The sequence below is a fragment of the Ruegeria arenilitoris genome (assembly GCF_013032855.1).
GTDB lineage: Bacteria > Pseudomonadota > Alphaproteobacteria > Rhodobacterales > Rhodobacteraceae > Ruegeria > Ruegeria arenilitoris.
The window spans coordinates 627,132-644,851 of record NZ_WQDA01000002.1 but is presented as its reverse complement, the minus strand read 5'-3'; the positions used below and the strand labels follow the sequence as shown (position 1 = coordinate 644,851).

The following is a 17,720-nucleotide window of genomic DNA, read 5'->3' as shown; positions in this document are numbered from 1 at the left end:
TGCTCAGAAGTCAGCCGGCGATGGTCGCCTCAGTCGCCGCGCGCATCTCTTCTTCGCTGACGCCATCGGCCAGTTCGACGATCTTCAACCCGCCTTCGACCACGTCCAGCACGCCCAGGTTGGTGATGATGCGGTCAACCACGCCCTTGCCGGTCAGCGGCAGGGTGCATTCCTTCAGCACCTTGCTGTCGCCGTGCTTGTTGGTGTGGTCCATCACCACGATGACCCGTCCGACGCCGGCCACCAGGTCCATCGCGCCGCCCATGCCCTTGACCAGCTTGCCCGGAATCATCCAGTTGGCCAGATCGCCTTTCTCGTCGACCTCCATCGCGCCAAGGATCGCCGCCGCGATCTTGCCGCCGCGGATCATGGCAAAGGACGTGGCGCTGTCGAAATAGGCGGTGCGGGGCAGTTCGGTGATGGTCTGCTTGCCGGCGTTGATCAGGTCGGGGTCCTCTTCGCCCTCATAGGGGAAGGGGCCCATGCCCAGCATGCCGTTTTCCGATTGCAGGGTGATGTCCTTGTCGCCCACATAGTTCGCCACCAGCGTCGGAATCCCGATGCCGAGGTTCACATACATGCCGTCTTCCAGTTCCTCGGCCGCACGCGCGGCCATCTGATTGCGGTCCCAGGGCATTACGCTTCCTCCTTCTTGCGGGTGGTGCGCTGTTCGATGCGCTTCTCGTGCTGACCTTGAATGACCCGGTGCACATAGATGCCGGGCAGGTGGATGCAGTCGGGGTCCAGCGAACCGCGCGGCACGATCTCTTCGACCTCGGCCACACAGATCTTACCGCAGGTCGCGGCCGGCACGTTGAAGTTGCGGGCGGTCTTGCGGAACACCAGGTTGCCGGTGTCGTCGGCCTTCCATGCCTTGACGATGGCCAGATCGGCAAAGATCCCTTCCTCGAGGATGTAGGTCTCGCCGTTGAACTCCTTGTGCTCTTTGCCCTCGGCGATCACGGTGCCGACGCCGGTCTTGGTGTAGAAGCCCGGGATGCCCGCGCCGCCGGCGCGCATGCGCTCGGCCAGGGTGCCTTGCGGGGTGAATTCCAGCTCAAGCTCGCCCGACAGGTACTGGCGCATGAACTCGGCGTTCTCGCCGACATACGAGCTGATCATCTTCTTGACCTGCCGCGTCTGCAGCAGGATGCCGATGCCGAAGTCGTCGACGCCTGCGTTGTTCGAGGCAAAGGTCAGATCCTTCACGCCAGATTCCTTGATCGCCTGCAGCAGCAATTCGGGAATGCCGCACAGGCCGAACCCGCCGGCCGCGATCAGCATGCCATCCCGAAGTATCCCATCGAGGGCCTCGGTGGCATTGGCATAGACTTTCTTCATGGAAAACTCCCCCAATGACATGGTGATGGGCAGGTTGTGCCGCCACGTCATTGGGAAGTCAATGAAACCTGCGGGCGGGTGGTATTTCTACCTAACCGCCCGCGGGGGCCGGGATCAGCCGGCTTTCTTCTTGGTGGCTTTCTTCTTGGGCGCGGCCTTTTTGCGGGTGCCTTTCTTGGCCGCCTTCTCATTGACAAGTTCCACCGCCATTTCGGGCGTCACGTCCTCGGGCTTGATGTCCTTGGGCAGGGTCGCGTTGACCTTTTCCCACTTCACATAAGGCCCATAGCGCCCGTCCAGAACCTGGATCGTGCCGCCATCGGGATGCTCGCCCAGCTCCTTCAGCGGTTTGGCCGCAGCCCGTCCGCGCCGCCCGGGATTGGCGCGCTTTTCCGCCAACAGTTCGACGGCCCGGTTCATGCCGATTTCGAACACGTCGTTGGGATCCTTGAGGTTGGCATAGACCGGCTTCGCCTCATCCGGCAGCTGGTGCATGATATAGGGGCCGAAACGCCCGAAATTGGCGCTGATCATACCGCCCTCGGGGTGTTCGCCAATCTCGCGCGGCAGGCTCAGAAGGGTCAGCGCCTTCTCAAGGTCCATGTCATCCTTGCTCCAGCCCTTGGGCAAAGAGGCGCGCGGCGGTTTCTTGTTCTCGGGCGTGGCTTCGCCGCGCTGGACATAGGGGCCGAAGCGTCCGGATTTCAGCCAGATCTCATCCTCGCCATCCATGCCCAGCATGCGTTCCTCGCCCTCGGCGCCTTCACCGGCGATGGGGCGGGTATAGGTGCATTCGGGATAGTTCCCGCAGCCCACGAATCCGCCGGTCCGCGAGGTTTTCAGGTGCAGCCGTCCGACCCCGCATTTGGGGCAGATGCGCGGATCCGAGCCATCCTCGCGCGGGGGGTACAACTGCGGGGCCAGTGCCTCGTCCAGTTTGTCGAGCACTTCCGAAATCCGCAGCTCTGACGTCTCGGCGATCGCGGCCGAGAAATCGCGCCAGAACTTGGAAAGCAGGTCCTTGTAGTCGCGGGCGCCGGCGCTCACCTCGTCCAGCTGCTCTTCGAGGTTGGCAGTGAATTCGTATCCCACATACTGGCGGAAGAAATTCAGCAAGAAGATCGTGACGATCCGGCCCTTTTCCTCGGGGATCAGGCGATTCTTGTCCTTGCGAACGTAACCGCGGTCCTGAATCGTGGTGACGATCGAGGCATAGGTCGAGGGTCGCCCGATGCCCAGTTCCTCCATCCGTTTGACCAGAGTCGCCTCGGTATAGCGCGGCGGCGGCTGGGTGTGGTGTTGCAGCGCCAGAACCGCCTGGTTTTCCGACAGGATGGCCTTCTTGTCCGCGCCGTCGGCGATGGCCTTGTCAAACTGATCCTTCAGCGTGGTCTTGGCAAAGCGCGCCGGATCACCCTGCATGATCTGGGGCAGGCGCTTGTCATCTTCGTCCTCGACATCGTCGCGGCCTTCCTCGTAGACGCGCATGAAACCGTCGAACAGCACAACCTGACCGGTGGCGCGCAGGCCCACCTGACCGTCATCGCTGCCTATTTCGACGGTCGTGCGTTCCAGCCGCGCGGCGGCCATCTGGCATGCGATCGTGCGCTTCCAGATCAGATCGTACAGCTTGCGCTGATCGTCATCCGACAGTTTCAGGGCGGCCGCATCCTTGGTCATGTCCGTGGGCCGGATGCATTCGTGCGCTTCCTGCGCGTTCTTGGCCTTGTTCTTGTACATGCGCGGGCTGTCCGGCACGTATTCGGCACCGAACCGGTCCTTGATCGCGTCCCGCGTGGCGGCGACGGCCTCGGGTGCCATGTCGATGCCGTCGGTTCGCATATAGGTAATGTGTCCGGCCTCGTACAAACGCTGCGCCACCTGCATCGCGTGGCGGGCGCCCATGCCGAATTTGCGGCTGGCTTCTTGCTGCAGGGTCGAGGTCATGAACGGGGCGCTGGGATTGCGCGCGGCTGGCTTCGCTTCGACCGAGGTCACGCTCAGCGCGCGGCTGGTGATGGCCTGCACCGCCAGTTCGGCCTGGGTGGCGTTGGCGATGTCATGCTTGTCCAGCTTCTTGCCGGCCAGCGTGACCAGCCGCGCCTCATAGGTCTGGCCGCGCGGCGTTTCGAACAGCGCCTTGACCGACCAGTATTCCACGGGCTTGAAGGCCTCGATCTCCATCTCGCGCTCGACGATCAGGCGCAGGCAGACCGATTGCACGCGTCCGGCCGATTTCGCGCCGGGCAGCTTGCGCCACAGAACCGGCGACAGGTTGAAGCCGACCAGGTAATCCAATGCGCGCCGGGCCAGATACGCCTCGACCAGCGGCATGTCCACCTCGCGCGGGTTCTGCATGGCCTTGGTCACCGCATCCTTGGTGATGGCGTTGAACGTCACGCGGCTGACGGCCGTATCCTTCTTGATCGAGCGGCGTTTGGTCAGCGCCTCCTGCAGGTGCCAACTGATCGCCTCGCCCTCGCGGTCGGGGTCGGTTGCCAGGATCAGCGCGTTGTCATCCTTGAGCGCGTCGGCGATGGCCTTGACGTGTTTGCGGCTGTCCGTGCCGACCTCCCAAGTCATCGAAAACTCGTGGTCGGGATCCACCGATCCATCCTTCGGAGGAAGGTCGCGAACGTGGCCGTAAGAGGCCAAGACCGTGTAGTCGGGGCCAAGGTATTTATTGATCGTTTTTGCTTTGGCCGGGGATTCTACAACAACTACAGGCATTTAGTTAAAAACCTCGCTCGACGGATTGGGCGCCTTCTATGGCCGTGCAAAATGTGTAGGGCAAGATGGATTTGTCAATGCACAGTCTGAAAGGCCCGAAATCCGGCCTAATTGAGACCGGCGGCCCGGGTTGGAACCACCTCGGCAGATTAGACGGCGAGGCTCAGCAACCCGCCCGGTTGGCGACGGATCAAACCATCCAGCTCCAGATCGGTCAAAGCGGGGCCGATCACGCTGGCGGGCGCATCGACATCCCGGATTAACTGGTCCTCGGCCAAAGGCGAAGGCCCCAACCGTTCCAGGATTCGGGCGTGGAGCGCCTCGGGAGGAGTGATTGTCTGCGCGACGGGCGCCGTGTCGGGGACAGGTTCGGGCGCTCTGCGCGGCTGCGGGGGCAGGGCGTCGATTACATCCTGCACGCAGCGCACAAGTGTGGCGCCTTCGCGGATCAGAAAATTACAGCCGGCGGCGCGGGCGTCGAACGGATGGCCGGGCACGGCAAGAACCTCGCGTCCCTGGTCCAGTGCGTCGCGCGCCGTGATGAGGCTGCCGGACTTGGCGGCAGCCTCGACGACGACGACGGCCTGAGACAGCCCCGATATGATCCGGTTGCGGCGAGGAAAGTGGCGGGCCTGCGGGGTCACGCCCATTGGTTGTTCGGAGATGCGCAATCCGCTGGTTGCGATGTCGCAGGCCAGTTCCTTGTTTTCCGCCGGATAGATGATGTCGACGCCACCTGCCATGACCGCAACGGTTCCCGTTTGCAGCGTGGCCAGATGCGCGGCGGTGTCGGCGCCGCGGGCCAGTCCGGAGACGACTACATAGCCACTCTCACCCAGACCACCTGCCAGAGCCCGCGCCATCCTGGTTCCCAAGGACGAACAGTTGCGGGCGCCGACAAGCGAGATCATCGGGCGCTGAAGCACCGAAACGTCACCTATTGCCCAAAGCAGAGGAGGGGCATCGTTCAGATCGGTCAGTGCCATAGGATAGTCGGCGGCCCCAAGGCACAAAAGCCGCGCTTTGGCGGTTTTTGCGGCCTTGAGTTCCGCCTCGATGACGCCGGGCGGGCATATTTCATACCCTTCAATTCCGGCAGCGCGTGCCAATTCCGGCAATGCGGCCAGCGCATTCTGCGCCGAGCCATGTTCGTGCATCAGGCGCCGGAACGTTGCCGGGCCAACTTTGCGCGAGCGCAACAGGCGAAGCCAGGAAAACCGGTCCTCTTCCGTGGTGGGTGGGAGTGGGGGGTGATTGGAAGAAAGCTGCTCTTCGGTCATCCGTCGCTCCGCCTGATTGCAGAACTGGTTTACGGCGTGACGGGTTAACAGCTTGTGAATCGCAGAAAATTTTAGCGTGTTCCAGTGTGGGTTTCGCGGAATGGGTGCGCAAATATCTGAAAGTAATAACTTTTCTCAGGCCGCCTATTTCGATGCGCTACGGTTCATTCCTTTTGTGGCCGGCAGCACGGATTAACCATGGTGCCGGCCGAAGGCGCGCGATTCGCATCAGGCGGCCGATCCTCCGACCGTCAGCCCCTCCATCAGCACTGTGGGTTGACCCACACCCACGGGCACCCACTGACCGTCCTTGCCGCAGGTTCCCATGCCGGGATCCAGGGCCATGTCGTTGCCCAGACCCCGGATACGTTTCAACGCTGAAGGACCGTCGCCGATCAGCGTTGCGCCCTTGACCGGCGCGCCGATTTTGCCGTTCACGACCCGGTAGGCCTCGGTACAGCTGAACACGAATTTGCCGTTGGTGATGTCGACCTGGCCGCCGCCGAAACCCACGGCCCAGATGCCGTCCTTGATCTCGGCCACCAGATCCGCCGGGTTGGCATCGCCGCCCAGCATGATCGTGTTGGTCATGCGTGGCATCGGTTTGTGCGCATAGCTTTGCCGGCGCCCGTTGCCGGTGGGGGACACGCCCATCAGGCGCGCATTCTGCCGGTCCTGCATGTAGCCAGTCAGGATGCCGTCTTCGATCAGCACGGTGCGCGAGCTCGGTGTCCCCTCGTCATCCACGGTGATCGATCCGCGACGATCCGGGATCGTCCCGTCATCCACCACGGTCACGCCCTTGGAGGCGATCCGCTGCCCCATCAGCCCGGCAAAGGCCGAACTCCCCTTGCGGTTAAAGTCTCCTTCCAACCCATGCCCGATGGCCTCGTGCAGCAGGATGCCGGGCCAGCCGGGGCCCAATGCGACTTCCATCACGCCGGCCGGAGCGGCAACGGCGTCAAGGTTGACCAAAGCAATGCGCAGCGCCTCTCGGACCTTGTCCTGCCAATCGGACGGGTCAATCAGGCCGTCCAGACCAACGCGGCCACCACCTCCGGCCGATCCGCTTTCGCGCCGGCCGTTCTGTTCGACGATGACCGACACGTTCAGGCGGGTCATCGGACGAACGTCGCGTACCATGGTGCCATCGGGGCGGAGGATCTCGACCTCTTGCACGGACGCGGCGATCACGGCGCTGACTTGAACCACCCTGGGGTCCAGATCGCGCGCAAATCCGTCGATTTCGCGCAGAGTCTCGACCTTGACCGGGAAGCTGGCGGATTCGATCGGGTCCGCATCCGTATAAAGCTGCTTGTTTGTGCGCCTTGGCGCGTCGGCCAAAGTGCCTCCACCGTCACCAACCGCCAGCCGGGCGGTTTCCGCAGCACGTTTCAGCGAGGGCATTGATACATCGGTCGAGTGGGCATAACCGGCCACATCACCCTGCACGGCACGCAGCCCGAATCCCTCGGATGCATCGTAGGATGCGGTGCGCAGGCGCCCATCGTCAAAGGCAAGTGTTTCGGATTTCCGACGCTCTACAAACAGCTCGCCGTCTTCGGCCCCGGCGGTGGCCGAGCGCAGTACGGCCAGTGCCTCGTCATGCGGCAATGCGGTCTCGAACGGGCGAAACGGGGCTTGAGTCATGGGTTGCGGCCTTTCGCGTTTGATCCAGATCAAAAATAGCGTCTGTTTGACGCAAGCATTTTGCTTTATCTACCTCCCGGAATATGGTTTTTAACGCGGCCAAAGACAACGGGAGAGGTGTGACCGATTCACACCTGTTCGCCAGAGACGCAAAGATCAAACGATCAGGACAGAAAATGAAGAATGCTTTGATGCTTTCGGGGGTGTTCGCAGCCCTCTCCAGCCTTCCCGCCATGGCTCAGGATCTTGAGATCATCGGCAAGCCGGTCGACGGCGGCATGGGCTTCCAGCCGGCGGCCACCAGCCTGGCCGAAGGGATTCACCGCCTTGACGGTATGATTCTGGTTATCATCACCGCGATCTGTCTGCTGGTCGCAGGCCTGCTGGTATACTGCATCGTGCGCTACAACCAGCGTGTAAACCCGACCCCGGCGCGGTTCTCGCACTACACTCCGGTCGAGATCGCCTGGACCATCGGCCCGATCCTGATCCTGGTCTTCATCGGTGCGTTCTCGTTGCCGGTGCTGTTCAAGCAGCAGGAAATCCCCGAGGGTGATGTCGTCATCAAGGTGACCGGCAACCAGTGGTACTGGACCTATGAATATGTCGATCACGACTTTGCGTTCGACAGCTACCTGCTGGGTCACCCGGCCACCCTGGACGAAGGTGCACGCCCCGCCGATGCGGATGTAACCCCGTTCGTTCTGGACGATGCGATGCGCGCCAAGCTGGCCGATGCCGGCTACAGCGAGGATGAGTGGCTGCTGGCCACCGACACCGCAGTCGTGGTTCCCGTCAACAAGGTGGTTGTGATGCAGGTCACGGCGGCCGACGTGATCCACTCATGGACGATCCCGGCGTTTGGCGTCAAACAGGACGGCGTTCCGGGCCGCCTGGCCGAGCTGTGGTTCCAGGCCGACAAGGAAGGCATCTACTTCGGCCAGTGCTCCGAGCTGTGCGGCAAGGACCACGCCTACATGCCGATTACCGTCAAAGTCGTCAGCGAAGAAGCCTATCAGGAATGGCTGCAGGGCGCGTTGGACGAATACGCCGGCCAGCCGGCGTCGTTCCAGATCGCCTCGAACTGACGAACCCGGGGCCTGAGGCCCGTTCGAAACCAAGGACAGGCTGCGCGTGTTTCGCGCAGCTTTCGCACCACAAGGACCTGACATGACCGACGCGAGCATCAATGCCAGCACACTTGCCGCACAATCCCGTGCGGACGAGGCCGGCTTTGGCGACTATTTCGCCCTGCTCAAGCCGCGGGTGATGTCGCTTGTCGTGTTCACCGCGTTGGTAGGTCTGCTGGCCGCCCCTGTGCCGGTACATCCGTTCGTCGGCTTCTGCGCCATCCTGTTCATCGCCATCGGCGGTGGCGCCTCGGGCGCGCTGAACATGTGGTGGGATGCGGATATCGACAAGGTTATGAAGCGCACCAAGGGCCGTCCGATCCCGTCGGGCAAGGTCGAGCCCGGCGAGGCGATGGCGCTGGGCCTGGCCCTGTCGGGTCTGTCGGTGATCATGCTGGGTTTGGCGACCAACTGGTTCGCGGGCGCGTTTCTGGCCTTTACCATCTTTTTTTATGTCGTGATCTACACGATGTGGCTCAAGCGCCTGACGCCGCAGAACATCGTGATTGGTGGCGCCGCGGGCGCCTTCCCGCCGGTAATCGGATGGGTTGCCGCCACGGGTTCGATGACGCTTGAGCCGTGGCTGATGTTTGCCCTGACCTTCATGTGGACCCCGCCGCATTTCTGGGCGCTGGCGCTGTTCATGCGCTCGGATTATGACGACGCGGGCGTGCCAATGCTGACCGTAACGCATGGACGCCGCGCCACGCGGAGCCATATCTTGGTCTATACCGCATTGCTGGCTCTGCTGGCCGTGGGCACGGCGTTCTCGGGCATTGGTGGGCCGATTTACCTGGCTGTGGCCGTGGTGTTGAACGCTCTGTTCTTCCGGGGGGCGTGGGCCATATCGCGCCGCACCGAAGACGACGCGGAGGCGGACAATTTCAAGGTCGAGCGCAGCTTTTTCAAGCTGTCGCTTCTGTACCTGTTCCTACATTTCGGCGCGATCCTCGCCGAGGGGCTGCTGAAACCCTACGGGTTGGGAGGCTGGTCATGAGCCTGCGCAAAAGCCATGAGCTGCACCAGCGTCGCTTCGGTCGCAACCTGGGTGTTGGGCTGACGCTGGCGGCGTTCATCGTGATCATTTTCGGCCTGACCATCGTAAAGGTCTCGGGCAGCGATTTCGGCGTGCCCAGCGAGGAGGTTCAGAACTGATGGCTTTGAGCGGACCGCAGAAGACCGTTGTACAAACCGTTGGGCTGGTTGTTCTGATGGGCAGCCTGGCCTGGGCGGCCGTGCCGTTCTACGACTGGTTCTGTCGGGTCACCGGGTTCGGGGGCACCACCGGCGTTGCCGAGGCCACGCCCGACGATATCCTCGACCGGGTGGTGACCGTTCGCTTCGACGCCTCCAAGGCCAAGGACATGCCGTGGGAATTCAAACCCGTCGAGCGAGAGATGAAGGTGCGTATCGGTGAGACCGGTCTGGCCTTTTACGAAGCATACAATCCGACCGACAAGCCGGTTGCGGGACAGGCATCGTACAACGTGACGCCCTATTCCGCCGGCGGATACTTCCAGAAGATCGCATGTTTCTGTTTTGAGGAGCAGGTTCTGGAGCCCGGCGAACGCGTCGAGATGCCCGTAACTTTCTTCGTCGACCCCGAAATGGTGGAAGACCCCGAAGCACAGTATGTTCATACGATCACGCTGTCGTATACATTCTATGAAATAGACCTGCCCGAGGGCTATGCCGCCCTGGATGCGCAGGCAGAAACAAACACGAACTAACGCCTGTAGGTGAGGGACGCTGATGGCACACGCAAAAAACCACGATTACCACATTCTGGCACCTTCGATCTGGCCGCTGATCGGCGCGATCGGTGGCTTCGTCATGCTGTTCGGAGCCGTCTTGTGGATGCACGGCATGACCTCCTTCGTGTTCTGGGGTGGTCTTGTGGCAGTTCTCTACACGATGTTTGCCTGGTGGTCCGAGGTCGTGGCCGAAAGCCGCGCGGGTGATCACACTCCGGTCGTCCGGATCGGGCTGCGCTACGGGTTCATCCTGTTCGTCATGTCCGAGGTGATGTTCTTCTTCGCCTGGTTCTGGTCGTTCTTCAAACATCGCATGTATCCGATGTACGACTATGCCGGCACCGAATACATCCAGCCTGACATCCACGCGGTGGACCCGTTCCACCTGCCGCTGATCAACACTCTGGTTCTGTTGCTGTCGGGCTGTGCGATCACTTGGGCGCACCACGCGCTGGTCCACGACAACGACCGCAAGGCGCTGATTCAGGGTCTCGCGATCGGTATCGTCCTGGGTATCGCCTTCACCTTCCTGCAGGCCTTCGAATACTATGAACTGCTGGCCCACGAAGGCTGGGAGTTCGGCGGCGATCAGTTCTACTCGAACTTCTTCATGGCAACCGGCTTCCACGGCGCACATGTGATCATCGGCACCATCTTCCTGACTGTCTGTCTGATCCGCGCGCTTCGTGGCGACTTTACCCCGGAGAAACACGTCGGGTTCGAGGCGGCCGCATGGTACTGGCACTTTGTCGACGTTGTCTGGCTGTTCCTGTTCTTCGCAGTCTACATCTGGGGTCAGGCACCGCTGATGTAACGCCCCGCGAGGCTGTCGAATTGCAAAAGCCGCCCCTCGGGGCGGCTTTTTCTCGATCAGGGGCGCAAGGGATTGCGCCCCGTACAATTGCAAGGTTGCATTTCCTTGCGCACAGACCGTAACAAGACGCCGGCTTGACCCCGAGCCGCTATGATACGCAACAAGGGCCAGACATGCGCCGCATCCTGTTTCTGCTGATTTTTGGACTCGCCGGGCTGGCGGTTCTTGTGTCTCTGGGCACTTGGCAGGTTCAGCGTCTGGCCTGGAAAGAGGGCATTCTGGCCGACATCGAAGCCCGGATCGCCGCCGATCCAGTGCCGCTGCCCGAGGCGGTCGACCCTGAAGCCGACCGTTATCTGCCCGTCGAAGTATCGGGCGAGATGCTGCCCGGCGAAATCCATGTACTGGTTTCGGTCAAACAGGTCGGCCCGGGCTATCGGATCATCGCGCCCTTCCGAACTGGTGATCGCACGATCCTTGTGGACCGGGGCTTTGTGCCCACAACGGCCAAGCAGGCCGAACGCCAGATCGGGCCCATGCAGGTTGTCGGAAATCTGCATTGGCCCGATGAGATCGACAGCTATACCCCCGATCCGGACCGGGCGGGCAACATCTGGTTTGCCCGCGACGTGCCCGCGCTGGCCGATGCACTTGGGGCCGAACCGATCCTACTGGTTGCCCGCAGCCAGACCGATCCCGCCATCACGCCGCTGCCGGTGGATACGGCGGGTATTCCCAACGACCATCTGCAATACGCGGTGACATGGTTCGGCCTGGCGCTGGTCTGGGCCGCAATGACCGGATATTTCCTGTGGCGCGGCCGCGCCCCATCAGAAAGTGACGCGCAATGAAATATATCTCGACCCGCGGGCAGGCGCCCGAACTGAGCTTTGAAGAGGCGATGCTGACCGGTCTGGCCCGCGACGGCGGCCTGTACCTGCCTGCCGAGATCCCGGTTCTGAGCCGGGACGAGATCGCCGCACTTGCCGGGCTGCCCTATGAAGAGATCGCGTTCCTCGTCATGTGGCCGTATGTCAGCGGCTCGTTCGCCGGGGACGAATTCAAAGAGATCATCGCCCGCGCCTATGCCGGGTTCGGCCATGATGCCCGCGCGCCTTTGAAGCAGCTGAACGAGAACCACTTTCTGCTGGAGCTGTTCCACGGGCCCACGCTGGCCTTCAAGGATTTCGCCATGCAGCTTATCGGCCAGCTGTTCCAGGTGGCGCTGAAGAGGCGGGGCGAACGTGTTACCATCGTCGGCGCCACCAGCGGCGACACAGGATCGGCCGCGATCGAGGCGTTCCGGGGGCTGGACGCGGTCGATGTGTTCATCCTGTTCCCGCATGGCCGCGTCTCCGAGGTGCAGCGCCGTCAGATGACCACACCCGCCGACAGCAACGTGCACGCGCTGGCCGTCGATGGCGATTTCGACGACTGTCAGGCCGCCGTGAAGGACATGTTCAACGATTTCGATTTCCGCGACGGGGTCAAGCTGGCAGGGGTGAACTCGATCAACTTTGCCCGCGTGCTGGCGCAAGTGGTTTATTATTTCTCGGCCGCGACCAGCCTGGGCGCGCCGCATCGCAAGGTCAGCTTCACGGTGCCCACCGGCAATTTCGGCGACATCTTCGCCGGCTACATCGCCAAAAGGATGGGTCTGCCCATCGACCGTCTGGTGGTGGCGACCAACCAGAACGACATCCTGCATCGCTGCCTGTCGGGGCAGGGCTATTTCAAGGGCGACACCATCCCCTCGATAAGCCCATCGATGGATATTCAGGTCAGCTCGAACTTTGAGCGCGCGCTGTACTATGCCTATGGCGAGGACGGGCGGGCCGTGGCGCAGTTGATGGACGAGCTGAAACAGGGCGGCTTCTACGTCAGCCAGGGCGCGATGGAGGCCCTGCGCGAAAGCTTCGACTCGGGCCGTGTGTCAGAAGAGGAAACGCTGGCCACGATCAAATCCACGCTGGAACACAGCGCCGAGCTGGTCTGCCCGCATACCGCCGTGGGCATCAAGGTGGCCGAAGACACCCGCGCCGCCGATGTGCCCATGGTTACTCTGGCCACCGCGCACCCGGCGAAATTCCCCGCCGCAGTCGAGCAGGCCAGCGGTGTGCATCCGCCTCTTCCCTCGCGCATGTCCGATCTGTATGAACGTCCGGAACGGGTGACCCGCATCGCCAACGATCTGGGCGCCATCGAGGATCATATCAAAAGGCATATTGCTGAGTGACTGTCAGACTGGACCAACTAACAAACGGCTTTCGGATCGTCAGCGAACAGATGCCGGGGCTGCAATCGGCCGCCATCGGCATCTGGGTGACCGCCGGCGGGCGGCACGAGCGGATCGAACAGAACGGCATCGCGCATTTCCTCGAGCATATGGCCTTCAAGGGCACCGAGCGGCGCTCTGCTTTGCAGATCGCCGAGGCGATCGAGGATGTGGGCGGCTATATCAACGCCTATACCTCGCGCGAGGTGACGGCCTATTACGCCCGGGTGCTGAAGGATGACGTGGCGCTGGCGATGGACGTGATCGGCGACATTGTCCTGAACCCCGTCTTCGACCCGCGCGAGATCGAGGTTGAGCGCGGCGTGATCCTGCAGGAAATCGGACAGGCGCATGACACGCCCGACGATGTGATCTTTGACTGGCTGCAGGAACAGAGCTATCGCGACCAGCCGCTGGGCCGCACCATTCTGGGGCCGACCGAACGGGTCAGCGCCTTTTCGCGCGACGACCTGTCGGCCTTCGTGGCCGAGCACTATGCGCCCGATCAGATGATCCTGTCGGCGGCGGGCGCGGTCGATCATGACCAGTTGATGAAACTGGCCGAAGAGATGTTCGGCCATCTGCAACCCCGCAAGGGGCTGCTACCGGAACCCGCGCGGTTCACTGGCGGCGAGGCGCGGCGGGACAAGGCGCTGGAGCAGGCGCATTTTGCCCTGGCGCTGGAAAGCCCGGGCTATCGCAATGACGAGATCTATACCGCGCAGATCTATTCGACCGCGCTGGGCGGCGGCATGTCCTCGCGCCTGTTTCAGGAAGTGCGTGAGACCCGCGGGCTGTGCTATACGATCTTTGCCCAGACCGGCGCCTATGCCGACACGGGAACGACCACGATCTATGCCGGCACTTCGGCCGATCAGGTGGGCGAGCTGGCCACCATCACCATCGACGAGATGAAGCGCGCCGCCGAGGACATGAGCCCGGAGGAGGTTGCCCGCGCCCGCGCACAGATGAAGGCCGGGATGCTGATGGGGCTGGAAAGCCCCTCGAACCGGGCCGAACGTCTGGCCCGGCTGGTGCAGATATGGGGCCGTGTTCCGCCGCTCGAGGAAACCGTGGCCAAGATCGACGCGGTCAGCACCGCCGACGTCCGGGCCTTTGCCGAAAAGATGGCGGTTCAGGCCCCGGCAGCACTGGCGCTCTACGGACCTGTGGGTGGTGCGCCGACACTGGAGAGGCTGCAGGAGAGGCGCGCGGCGTGATGCTGTTGGGCAGACGCAGGCTGAAACTCGAGACCGAGCGGTTGAGCTTGCGCCCGCCCGTGCATTCCGACTTCAACGACTGGGCCGCGCTGCGGCTGGCCTCGCGCGAGTATCTGACCCCGTGGGAGCCGATCTGGGCCAAGGATCATCTGACCCGCAAATCGTTCACCAACCGTGTCTACTGGGCGCAACGCTCGGTGGCCAATGGCACGGCGGTTCCGCTGTTCCTCTTCCGCAGAACGGATGACATGCTGGTGGGCGCCATTACGCTGGACAACATCCGCCGGGGGCCGGCGCAGGCCGGAACGCTGGGCTATTGGACCGGGCAGGCCTTTGCCCGGCAGGGTTACATGCGCGAGGCCATCGGCGCCGTGGTGCATTACGCCTTTACCCGACTGGACCTGAGCCGGATCGAGGCCGCCTGCCTGCCGGAAAACGCCGCCTCTCGCGGGCTGTTGGAAAGCTCGGGGTTCAAATACGAGGGCGTGGCGCAATCCTATCTGCAGATCAACGGGCGGTGGCGGACGCATGTGCTCTATGCGTCGCTGCGCTCGGACCGGCGCGGGCGGACGGACGCGGGCTAGGGCGCCCGTTCGGACCTGATGTGGGCGGGACTGTTTCCGAAATTTGGGCCCAGTGACGTGACTCGAGGCGCCGATGCGCTAGACTTCCGATCATGCGGAGTGTTTTGGCGGGTCTGATCTTGCTGGCAGGGACGGCGGCGGCGCAGGAGCGTCGGCCGAGCCATTGCATCGCCATCGCCCAGAACACCCCTGGAATCCAGTATCTGCACAAGGCGGCGTGGCAGGATCCGGTGCCCGAATTCTCGGTCCGGATCAGCTATGTCGCGCATGCGTCCTTTCTGATCCAGACATCCGGCGGGCTGAATGCCGTGACCGACTATACCGGCTTCATCGGCGGCGCGGATCTGATTCCCGACATCGTGACGATGAACCACGCCCATGACACCCATTGGACCGCCTATCCCGACCCGGCCATCCCGCATGTGCTGCCGGGTTGGGGCGAGTTCGGGCAGGGCATCGAACACCACCTCGACCTGGGCGAATTGCTGGTGCGCAACGTATCGACCGACATCCGGTCCGCTTATGGCGGGGTGGAAGAGCGCGGAAACTCGATCTTCGTGTTCGAGGTCGAAGGTCTTTGCATCGGCCATCTGGGGCATCTGCACCACATCCCCAGCGACGAGCAGTTCGCGGCCCTTGGGCGGCTGGACGTGGTCATGGCGGCGGTGGACGGTGGCACGACCATGCCCTTGCCCGAGATGATCTCGGTGCTGCAGCGGCTGAAAAGTTCGGTCATCATTCCGATGCATTGGTTCTCGGGATATTCGCTGGACCGGTTCCTGGCCGATATCCGATCCGATTTCCCGGTGCGCCGGGATGGGGTTTCGGAGATCGAAGTGTCCCTGCGGACCCTCCCGGACCGCCCGACGGTGGTAGTGCTCGAGCCGCGATACCTGATGGAATTGGAATAAGCCTTGCCGTGCGCCGCGGGCTTGGGCATGCAGAGGGCATGCATTTGAACGCTGCCGACGAAACCTTTGCCGAAACCATCCGCGCCCGCCTGGGTGACGATGTTCTGCGCCCGGTCGAGCCGCGCTATCTGGAAGAGCCGCGCCGCCGCTTCGCCGGTCAGGCGGGTCTGCTGGCCTTGCCCCGCACGGTTGAGGAGGTCGCAGCCTTGGTGCGTTTGGCGTCCGAGGCCCGTGTGCCGGTGGTGCCATACGGCGGCGGCACCGGTCTTGTGGGCGGACAGGTCATGGCCAATGGCCCCGCGCCCCTGATCCTGTCGCTCGAGCGGATGCGCGCGATCCGGGCCGTCTACCCGACCGAAAACATCCTGATCGCCGAGGCCGGTGCTGTGCTGGCCGACATTCAGGCCTCGGCCGAGACGGCCAACCGGCTGTTTCCGCTGTCGCTCGCGGCGCAGGGGTCCTGCCGGATCGGGGGGAACCTCGCTACCAATGCCGGGGGCGTGAACGTCCTGCGTTATGGCAATGCACGGGATCTGTGCCTGGGGCTTGAGGCGGTTCTGCCCAACGGGGAGATCTGGCACGGGCTGGGGCGGTTGCGCAAGGACAATACCGGCTATGATCTGCGCAACCTGCTGATCGGGTCCGAGGGCACGCTGGGGGTCATCACCGCCGCCTCGCTCAAGCTGTTCCCCCGTCCTGCCGGGCTGGGCACGGCGATCTTTCAGGTCACCAGCCCCGAAGCGGCGATCGACCTGCTGGCCCTGGCCCGCGACCATTTGGGCGAAACCGTCAGCGCGTTCGAACTGATCCACAAGCAGGGGCTGGATTTTCTGGCCGAGGTCTTGCCGGACGTGCGGCAACCCTTTGACACACCGCCGGAATGGTCGGTTCTGATCGAACTGGGATTGCCGGCCGGGCACGAGCCCGAGGCGGCGCTGGAGTCCTTGTTCGTCGCTGCCGAGGCCCGTGGTCTGGTGTCGGACGGTGTCATCGCCCAAAGCGCCGCGCAACGCGACGCGCTGTGGTCAGTGCGCGAACGCATCCCCGAGGCAAACCGGTTGATCGGTTCGGTGTCCAGCCACGATATCTCAGTTCCGATTTCGCGGATCCCCGACTTCATTCGCCAAGGCGGCGAGGCGATTGCGGCCTTCGGACCGTTTCGGGTGAACTGCTTTGGTCATCTGGGGGATGGCAACCTGCACTACAACGTATTTCCGCCCAAAGGCCACGACCGGGGCGAGTTCGACGACCGGCGCACCGCGATCAAGCGCGCGGTTCATGACTTGGTGCATGAATTCGAAGGATCGGTCAGTGCCGAGCACGGGGTGGGTCGCCTGAAGACCGGTGATCTGGAGCGCTATGGTGATCCAGCGAAACTTTCGGCCATGAGCGCCATCAAAGGCGCCTTAGACCCGCTCGGGATCATGAACCCGGGCGCTGTCCTGTCACATGTTTGAGTGCGGCCCGGACGCTCCGGGCCGCAGCTACGCGTCGTTTACGACGCAGGCAGGATAACCTTGTCGATGACGTGGATCACGCCATTGCTGGTTTCGATATCTGCCTGAACGACGTTTGCGTCATTGACCATGACACCGTTGTCGAGATCGATCGTGATCTCTCCACCCTGAACGGTGGCGGCAGTCATGTCGTCGGACAGATCACCCGACATCACTTTGCCCGGAACCACGTGATAGGTGAGGATCGCCACAAGCTGATCCTTGTTCTCGGGCTTCAGCAGCGTCTCCACGGTGCCTTCGGGCAACGCGGCAAAGGCTTCATCGGTAGGCGCGAACACGGTGAATGGGCCTTCGCCCTTCAGCGTGTCAACCAACTCGGCGGCCTGCACGGCTGCAACCAGAGTGTTGAAGCTGCCAGCCCCGACAGCGGTGTCCACAATGTCCTTGCCGTGGCCGTCGGCCATGGCAGCGGTCGAAAACAGGATACTGGCGACACCGGCAACAGCGAATTTGCGAAACATGATCTACTTCCCTTGTTGAGGATGTCATCGGCGACATCACGGTCTATACGGCG

Annotated in this window: 17 protein-coding genes; 11 read left to right on the top strand and 6 right to left on the bottom strand. The window is 62.8% G+C overall.

Annotated elements, in window-relative coordinates; all coding sequences use genetic code 11:
- Positions 1–10: 10 nt before the first annotated feature.
- The 5 genes from GOW72_RS09430 to tldD all read right to left on the bottom strand — a co-directional run bounded on the left by GOW72_RS09430 (position 11) and on the right by tldD (position 7,001).
- A complete protein-coding gene (locus GOW72_RS09430) occupies positions 11–637 on the bottom strand; it encodes a CoA transferase subunit B (protein ID WP_170358191.1) in 627 nt (208 codons plus the stop codon).
- Positions 637–1,341 carry a CoA transferase subunit A gene (locus GOW72_RS09425; RefSeq protein ID WP_040634234.1) on the bottom strand — a complete coding sequence of 235 codons (705 nt, stop codon included), beginning with the start codon at positions 1,339–1,341 and terminating at the stop codon, positions 637–639. Before GOW72_RS09425 ends, GOW72_RS09430 begins: the two co-directional genes overlap by 1 nt.
- 114 nt (positions 1,342–1,455) lie before the next feature.
- Complete coding sequence (gene topA, locus GOW72_RS09420; RefSeq protein ID WP_170366655.1) at positions 1,456–4,071, bottom strand: type I DNA topoisomerase; 2,616 nt, start codon at positions 4,069–4,071, stop codon at positions 1,456–1,458.
- Between the two features lie 149 nt (positions 4,072–4,220).
- Entirely contained in the window at positions 4,221–5,351 is a 1,131-nt protein-coding gene (dprA, locus tag GOW72_RS09415; protein ID WP_170366654.1) for a DNA-processing protein DprA, read from the bottom strand.
- Between the two features lie 228 nt (positions 5,352–5,579).
- Positions 5,580–7,001, bottom strand: coding sequence for a metalloprotease TldD (gene tldD, locus GOW72_RS09410; protein ID WP_170358198.1), 1,422 nt, complete (start codon positions 6,999–7,001; stop codon positions 5,580–5,582).
- Positions 7,002–7,177: 176 nt separating this feature from the next.
- Here tldD and coxB point away from each other — a divergent pair, with 176 nt between their 5' ends.
- The 11 genes from coxB (at position 7,178) to GOW72_RS09355 (ending at position 17,146) form a co-directional block, all read left to right on the top strand.
- Positions 7,178–8,089 (top strand): cytochrome c oxidase subunit II, encoded by a 912-nt coding sequence (gene coxB / locus GOW72_RS09405; RefSeq protein ID WP_170337536.1) that lies wholly within the window; start codon positions 7,178–7,180, stop codon positions 8,087–8,089.
- An 82-nt stretch (positions 8,090–8,171) separates the two neighbouring features.
- Entirely contained in the window at positions 8,172–9,128 is a 957-nt protein-coding gene (gene cyoE / locus GOW72_RS09400) for a heme o synthase (protein ID WP_170366653.1), read from the top strand.
- Positions 9,125–9,286 (top strand): hypothetical protein, encoded by a 162-nt coding sequence (locus tag GOW72_RS09395; protein WP_170337538.1) that lies wholly within the window; start codon positions 9,125–9,127, stop codon positions 9,284–9,286. Before cyoE ends, GOW72_RS09395 begins: the two co-directional genes overlap by 4 nt.
- Entirely contained in the window at positions 9,286–9,861 is a 576-nt protein-coding gene (locus tag GOW72_RS09390) for a cytochrome c oxidase assembly protein (RefSeq protein WP_170366652.1), read from the top strand. Before GOW72_RS09395 ends, GOW72_RS09390 begins: the two co-directional genes overlap by 1 nt.
- Positions 9,862–9,883: 22 nt before the next feature.
- On the top strand, positions 9,884–10,699 hold the full coding sequence (locus GOW72_RS09385) for a cytochrome c oxidase subunit 3 (RefSeq protein ID WP_093962747.1): 816 nt from the start codon (positions 9,884–9,886) through the stop codon (positions 10,697–10,699).
- 173 nt (positions 10,700–10,872) lie between these two features.
- The gene (locus GOW72_RS09380; RefSeq protein WP_170358202.1) at positions 10,873–11,550 is read left to right on the top strand and encodes an SURF1 family protein; all 678 of its coding nucleotides are present in this window, start codon (positions 10,873–10,875) and stop codon (positions 11,548–11,550) included.
- On the top strand, positions 11,547–12,935 hold the full coding sequence (gene thrC / locus GOW72_RS09375) for a threonine synthase (RefSeq protein ID WP_170366651.1): 1,389 nt from the start codon (positions 11,547–11,549) through the stop codon (positions 12,933–12,935). The genes GOW72_RS09380 and thrC overlap by 4 nt, the downstream gene beginning before the upstream one ends.
- Positions 12,932–14,194 carry a M16 family metallopeptidase gene (locus GOW72_RS09370; RefSeq protein ID WP_170358207.1) on the top strand — a complete coding sequence of 421 codons (1,263 nt, stop codon included), beginning with the start codon at positions 12,932–12,934 and terminating at the stop codon, positions 14,192–14,194. The genes thrC and GOW72_RS09370 overlap by 4 nt, the downstream gene beginning before the upstream one ends.
- Complete coding sequence (locus GOW72_RS09365; protein ID WP_093962743.1) at positions 14,194–14,778, top strand: GNAT family N-acetyltransferase; 585 nt, start codon at positions 14,194–14,196, stop codon at positions 14,776–14,778. Before GOW72_RS09370 ends, GOW72_RS09365 begins: the two co-directional genes overlap by 1 nt.
- A gap of 92 nt (positions 14,779–14,870) precedes the next feature.
- Positions 14,871–15,689 (top strand): MBL fold metallo-hydrolase, encoded by an 819-nt coding sequence (locus GOW72_RS09360; protein ID WP_170366650.1) that lies wholly within the window; start codon positions 14,871–14,873, stop codon positions 15,687–15,689.
- A 38-nt stretch (positions 15,690–15,727) separates the two neighbouring features.
- Complete coding sequence (locus GOW72_RS09355) at positions 15,728–17,146, top strand: FAD-binding oxidoreductase (protein WP_170366649.1); 1,419 nt, start codon at positions 15,728–15,730, stop codon at positions 17,144–17,146.
- Positions 17,147–17,184: 38 nt separating this feature from the next.
- Here GOW72_RS09355 and GOW72_RS09350 read toward each other — a convergent pair whose 3' ends face one another.
- Entirely contained in the window at positions 17,185–17,667 is a 483-nt protein-coding gene (locus tag GOW72_RS09350; protein WP_170337939.1) for a fasciclin domain-containing protein, read from the bottom strand.
- Between the last annotated feature and the right edge of the window lie 53 nt (positions 17,668–17,720).

Bases quoted from the DNA above. Each gene is read 5' to 3' on its own strand.
- GOW72_RS09395 (WP_170337538.1), top strand. From the start codon at position 9,125: ATGAGCCTGCGCAAAAGCCATGAGCTGCACCAGCGTCGCTTCGGTCGC.
- GOW72_RS09365 (WP_093962743.1), top strand. From the start codon at position 14,194: ATGCTGTTGGGCAGACGCAGGCTGAAACTCGAGACCGAGCGGTTGAGC.
- GOW72_RS09355 (WP_170366649.1), top strand. From the start codon at position 15,728: ATGCATTTGAACGCTGCCGACGAAACCTTTGCCGAAACCATCCGCGCC.
- cyoE (WP_170366653.1), top strand. From the start codon at position 8,172: ATGACCGACGCGAGCATCAATGCCAGCACACTTGCCGCACAATCCCGT.
- tldD (WP_170358198.1), bottom strand. From the start codon at position 7,001: ATGACTCAAGCCCCGTTTCGCCCGTTCGAGACCGCATTGCCGCATGAC.
- GOW72_RS09430 (WP_170358191.1), bottom strand. From the start codon at position 637: ATGCCCTGGGACCGCAATCAGATGGCCGCGCGTGCGGCCGAGGAACTG.
- GOW72_RS09350 (WP_170337939.1), bottom strand. From the start codon at position 17,667: ATGTTTCGCAAATTCGCTGTTGCCGGTGTCGCCAGTATCCTGTTTTCG.
- dprA (WP_170366654.1), bottom strand. From the start codon at position 5,351: ATGACCGAAGAGCAGCTTTCTTCCAATCACCCCCCACTCCCACCCACC.
- topA (WP_170366655.1), bottom strand. From the start codon at position 4,071: ATGCCTGTAGTTGTTGTAGAATCCCCGGCCAAAGCAAAAACGATCAAT.
- GOW72_RS09425 (WP_040634234.1), bottom strand. From the start codon at position 1,341: ATGAAGAAAGTCTATGCCAATGCCACCGAGGCCCTCGATGGGATACTT.
- GOW72_RS09390 (WP_170366652.1), top strand. From the start codon at position 9,286: ATGGCTTTGAGCGGACCGCAGAAGACCGTTGTACAAACCGTTGGGCTG.
- GOW72_RS09360 (WP_170366650.1), top strand. From the start codon at position 14,871: ATGCGGAGTGTTTTGGCGGGTCTGATCTTGCTGGCAGGGACGGCGGCG.
- GOW72_RS09380 (WP_170358202.1), top strand. From the start codon at position 10,873: ATGCGCCGCATCCTGTTTCTGCTGATTTTTGGACTCGCCGGGCTGGCG.
- thrC (WP_170366651.1), top strand. From the start codon at position 11,547: ATGAAATATATCTCGACCCGCGGGCAGGCGCCCGAACTGAGCTTTGAA.
- coxB (WP_170337536.1), top strand. From the start codon at position 7,178: ATGAAGAATGCTTTGATGCTTTCGGGGGTGTTCGCAGCCCTCTCCAGC.
- GOW72_RS09385 (WP_093962747.1), top strand. From the start codon at position 9,884: ATGGCACACGCAAAAAACCACGATTACCACATTCTGGCACCTTCGATC.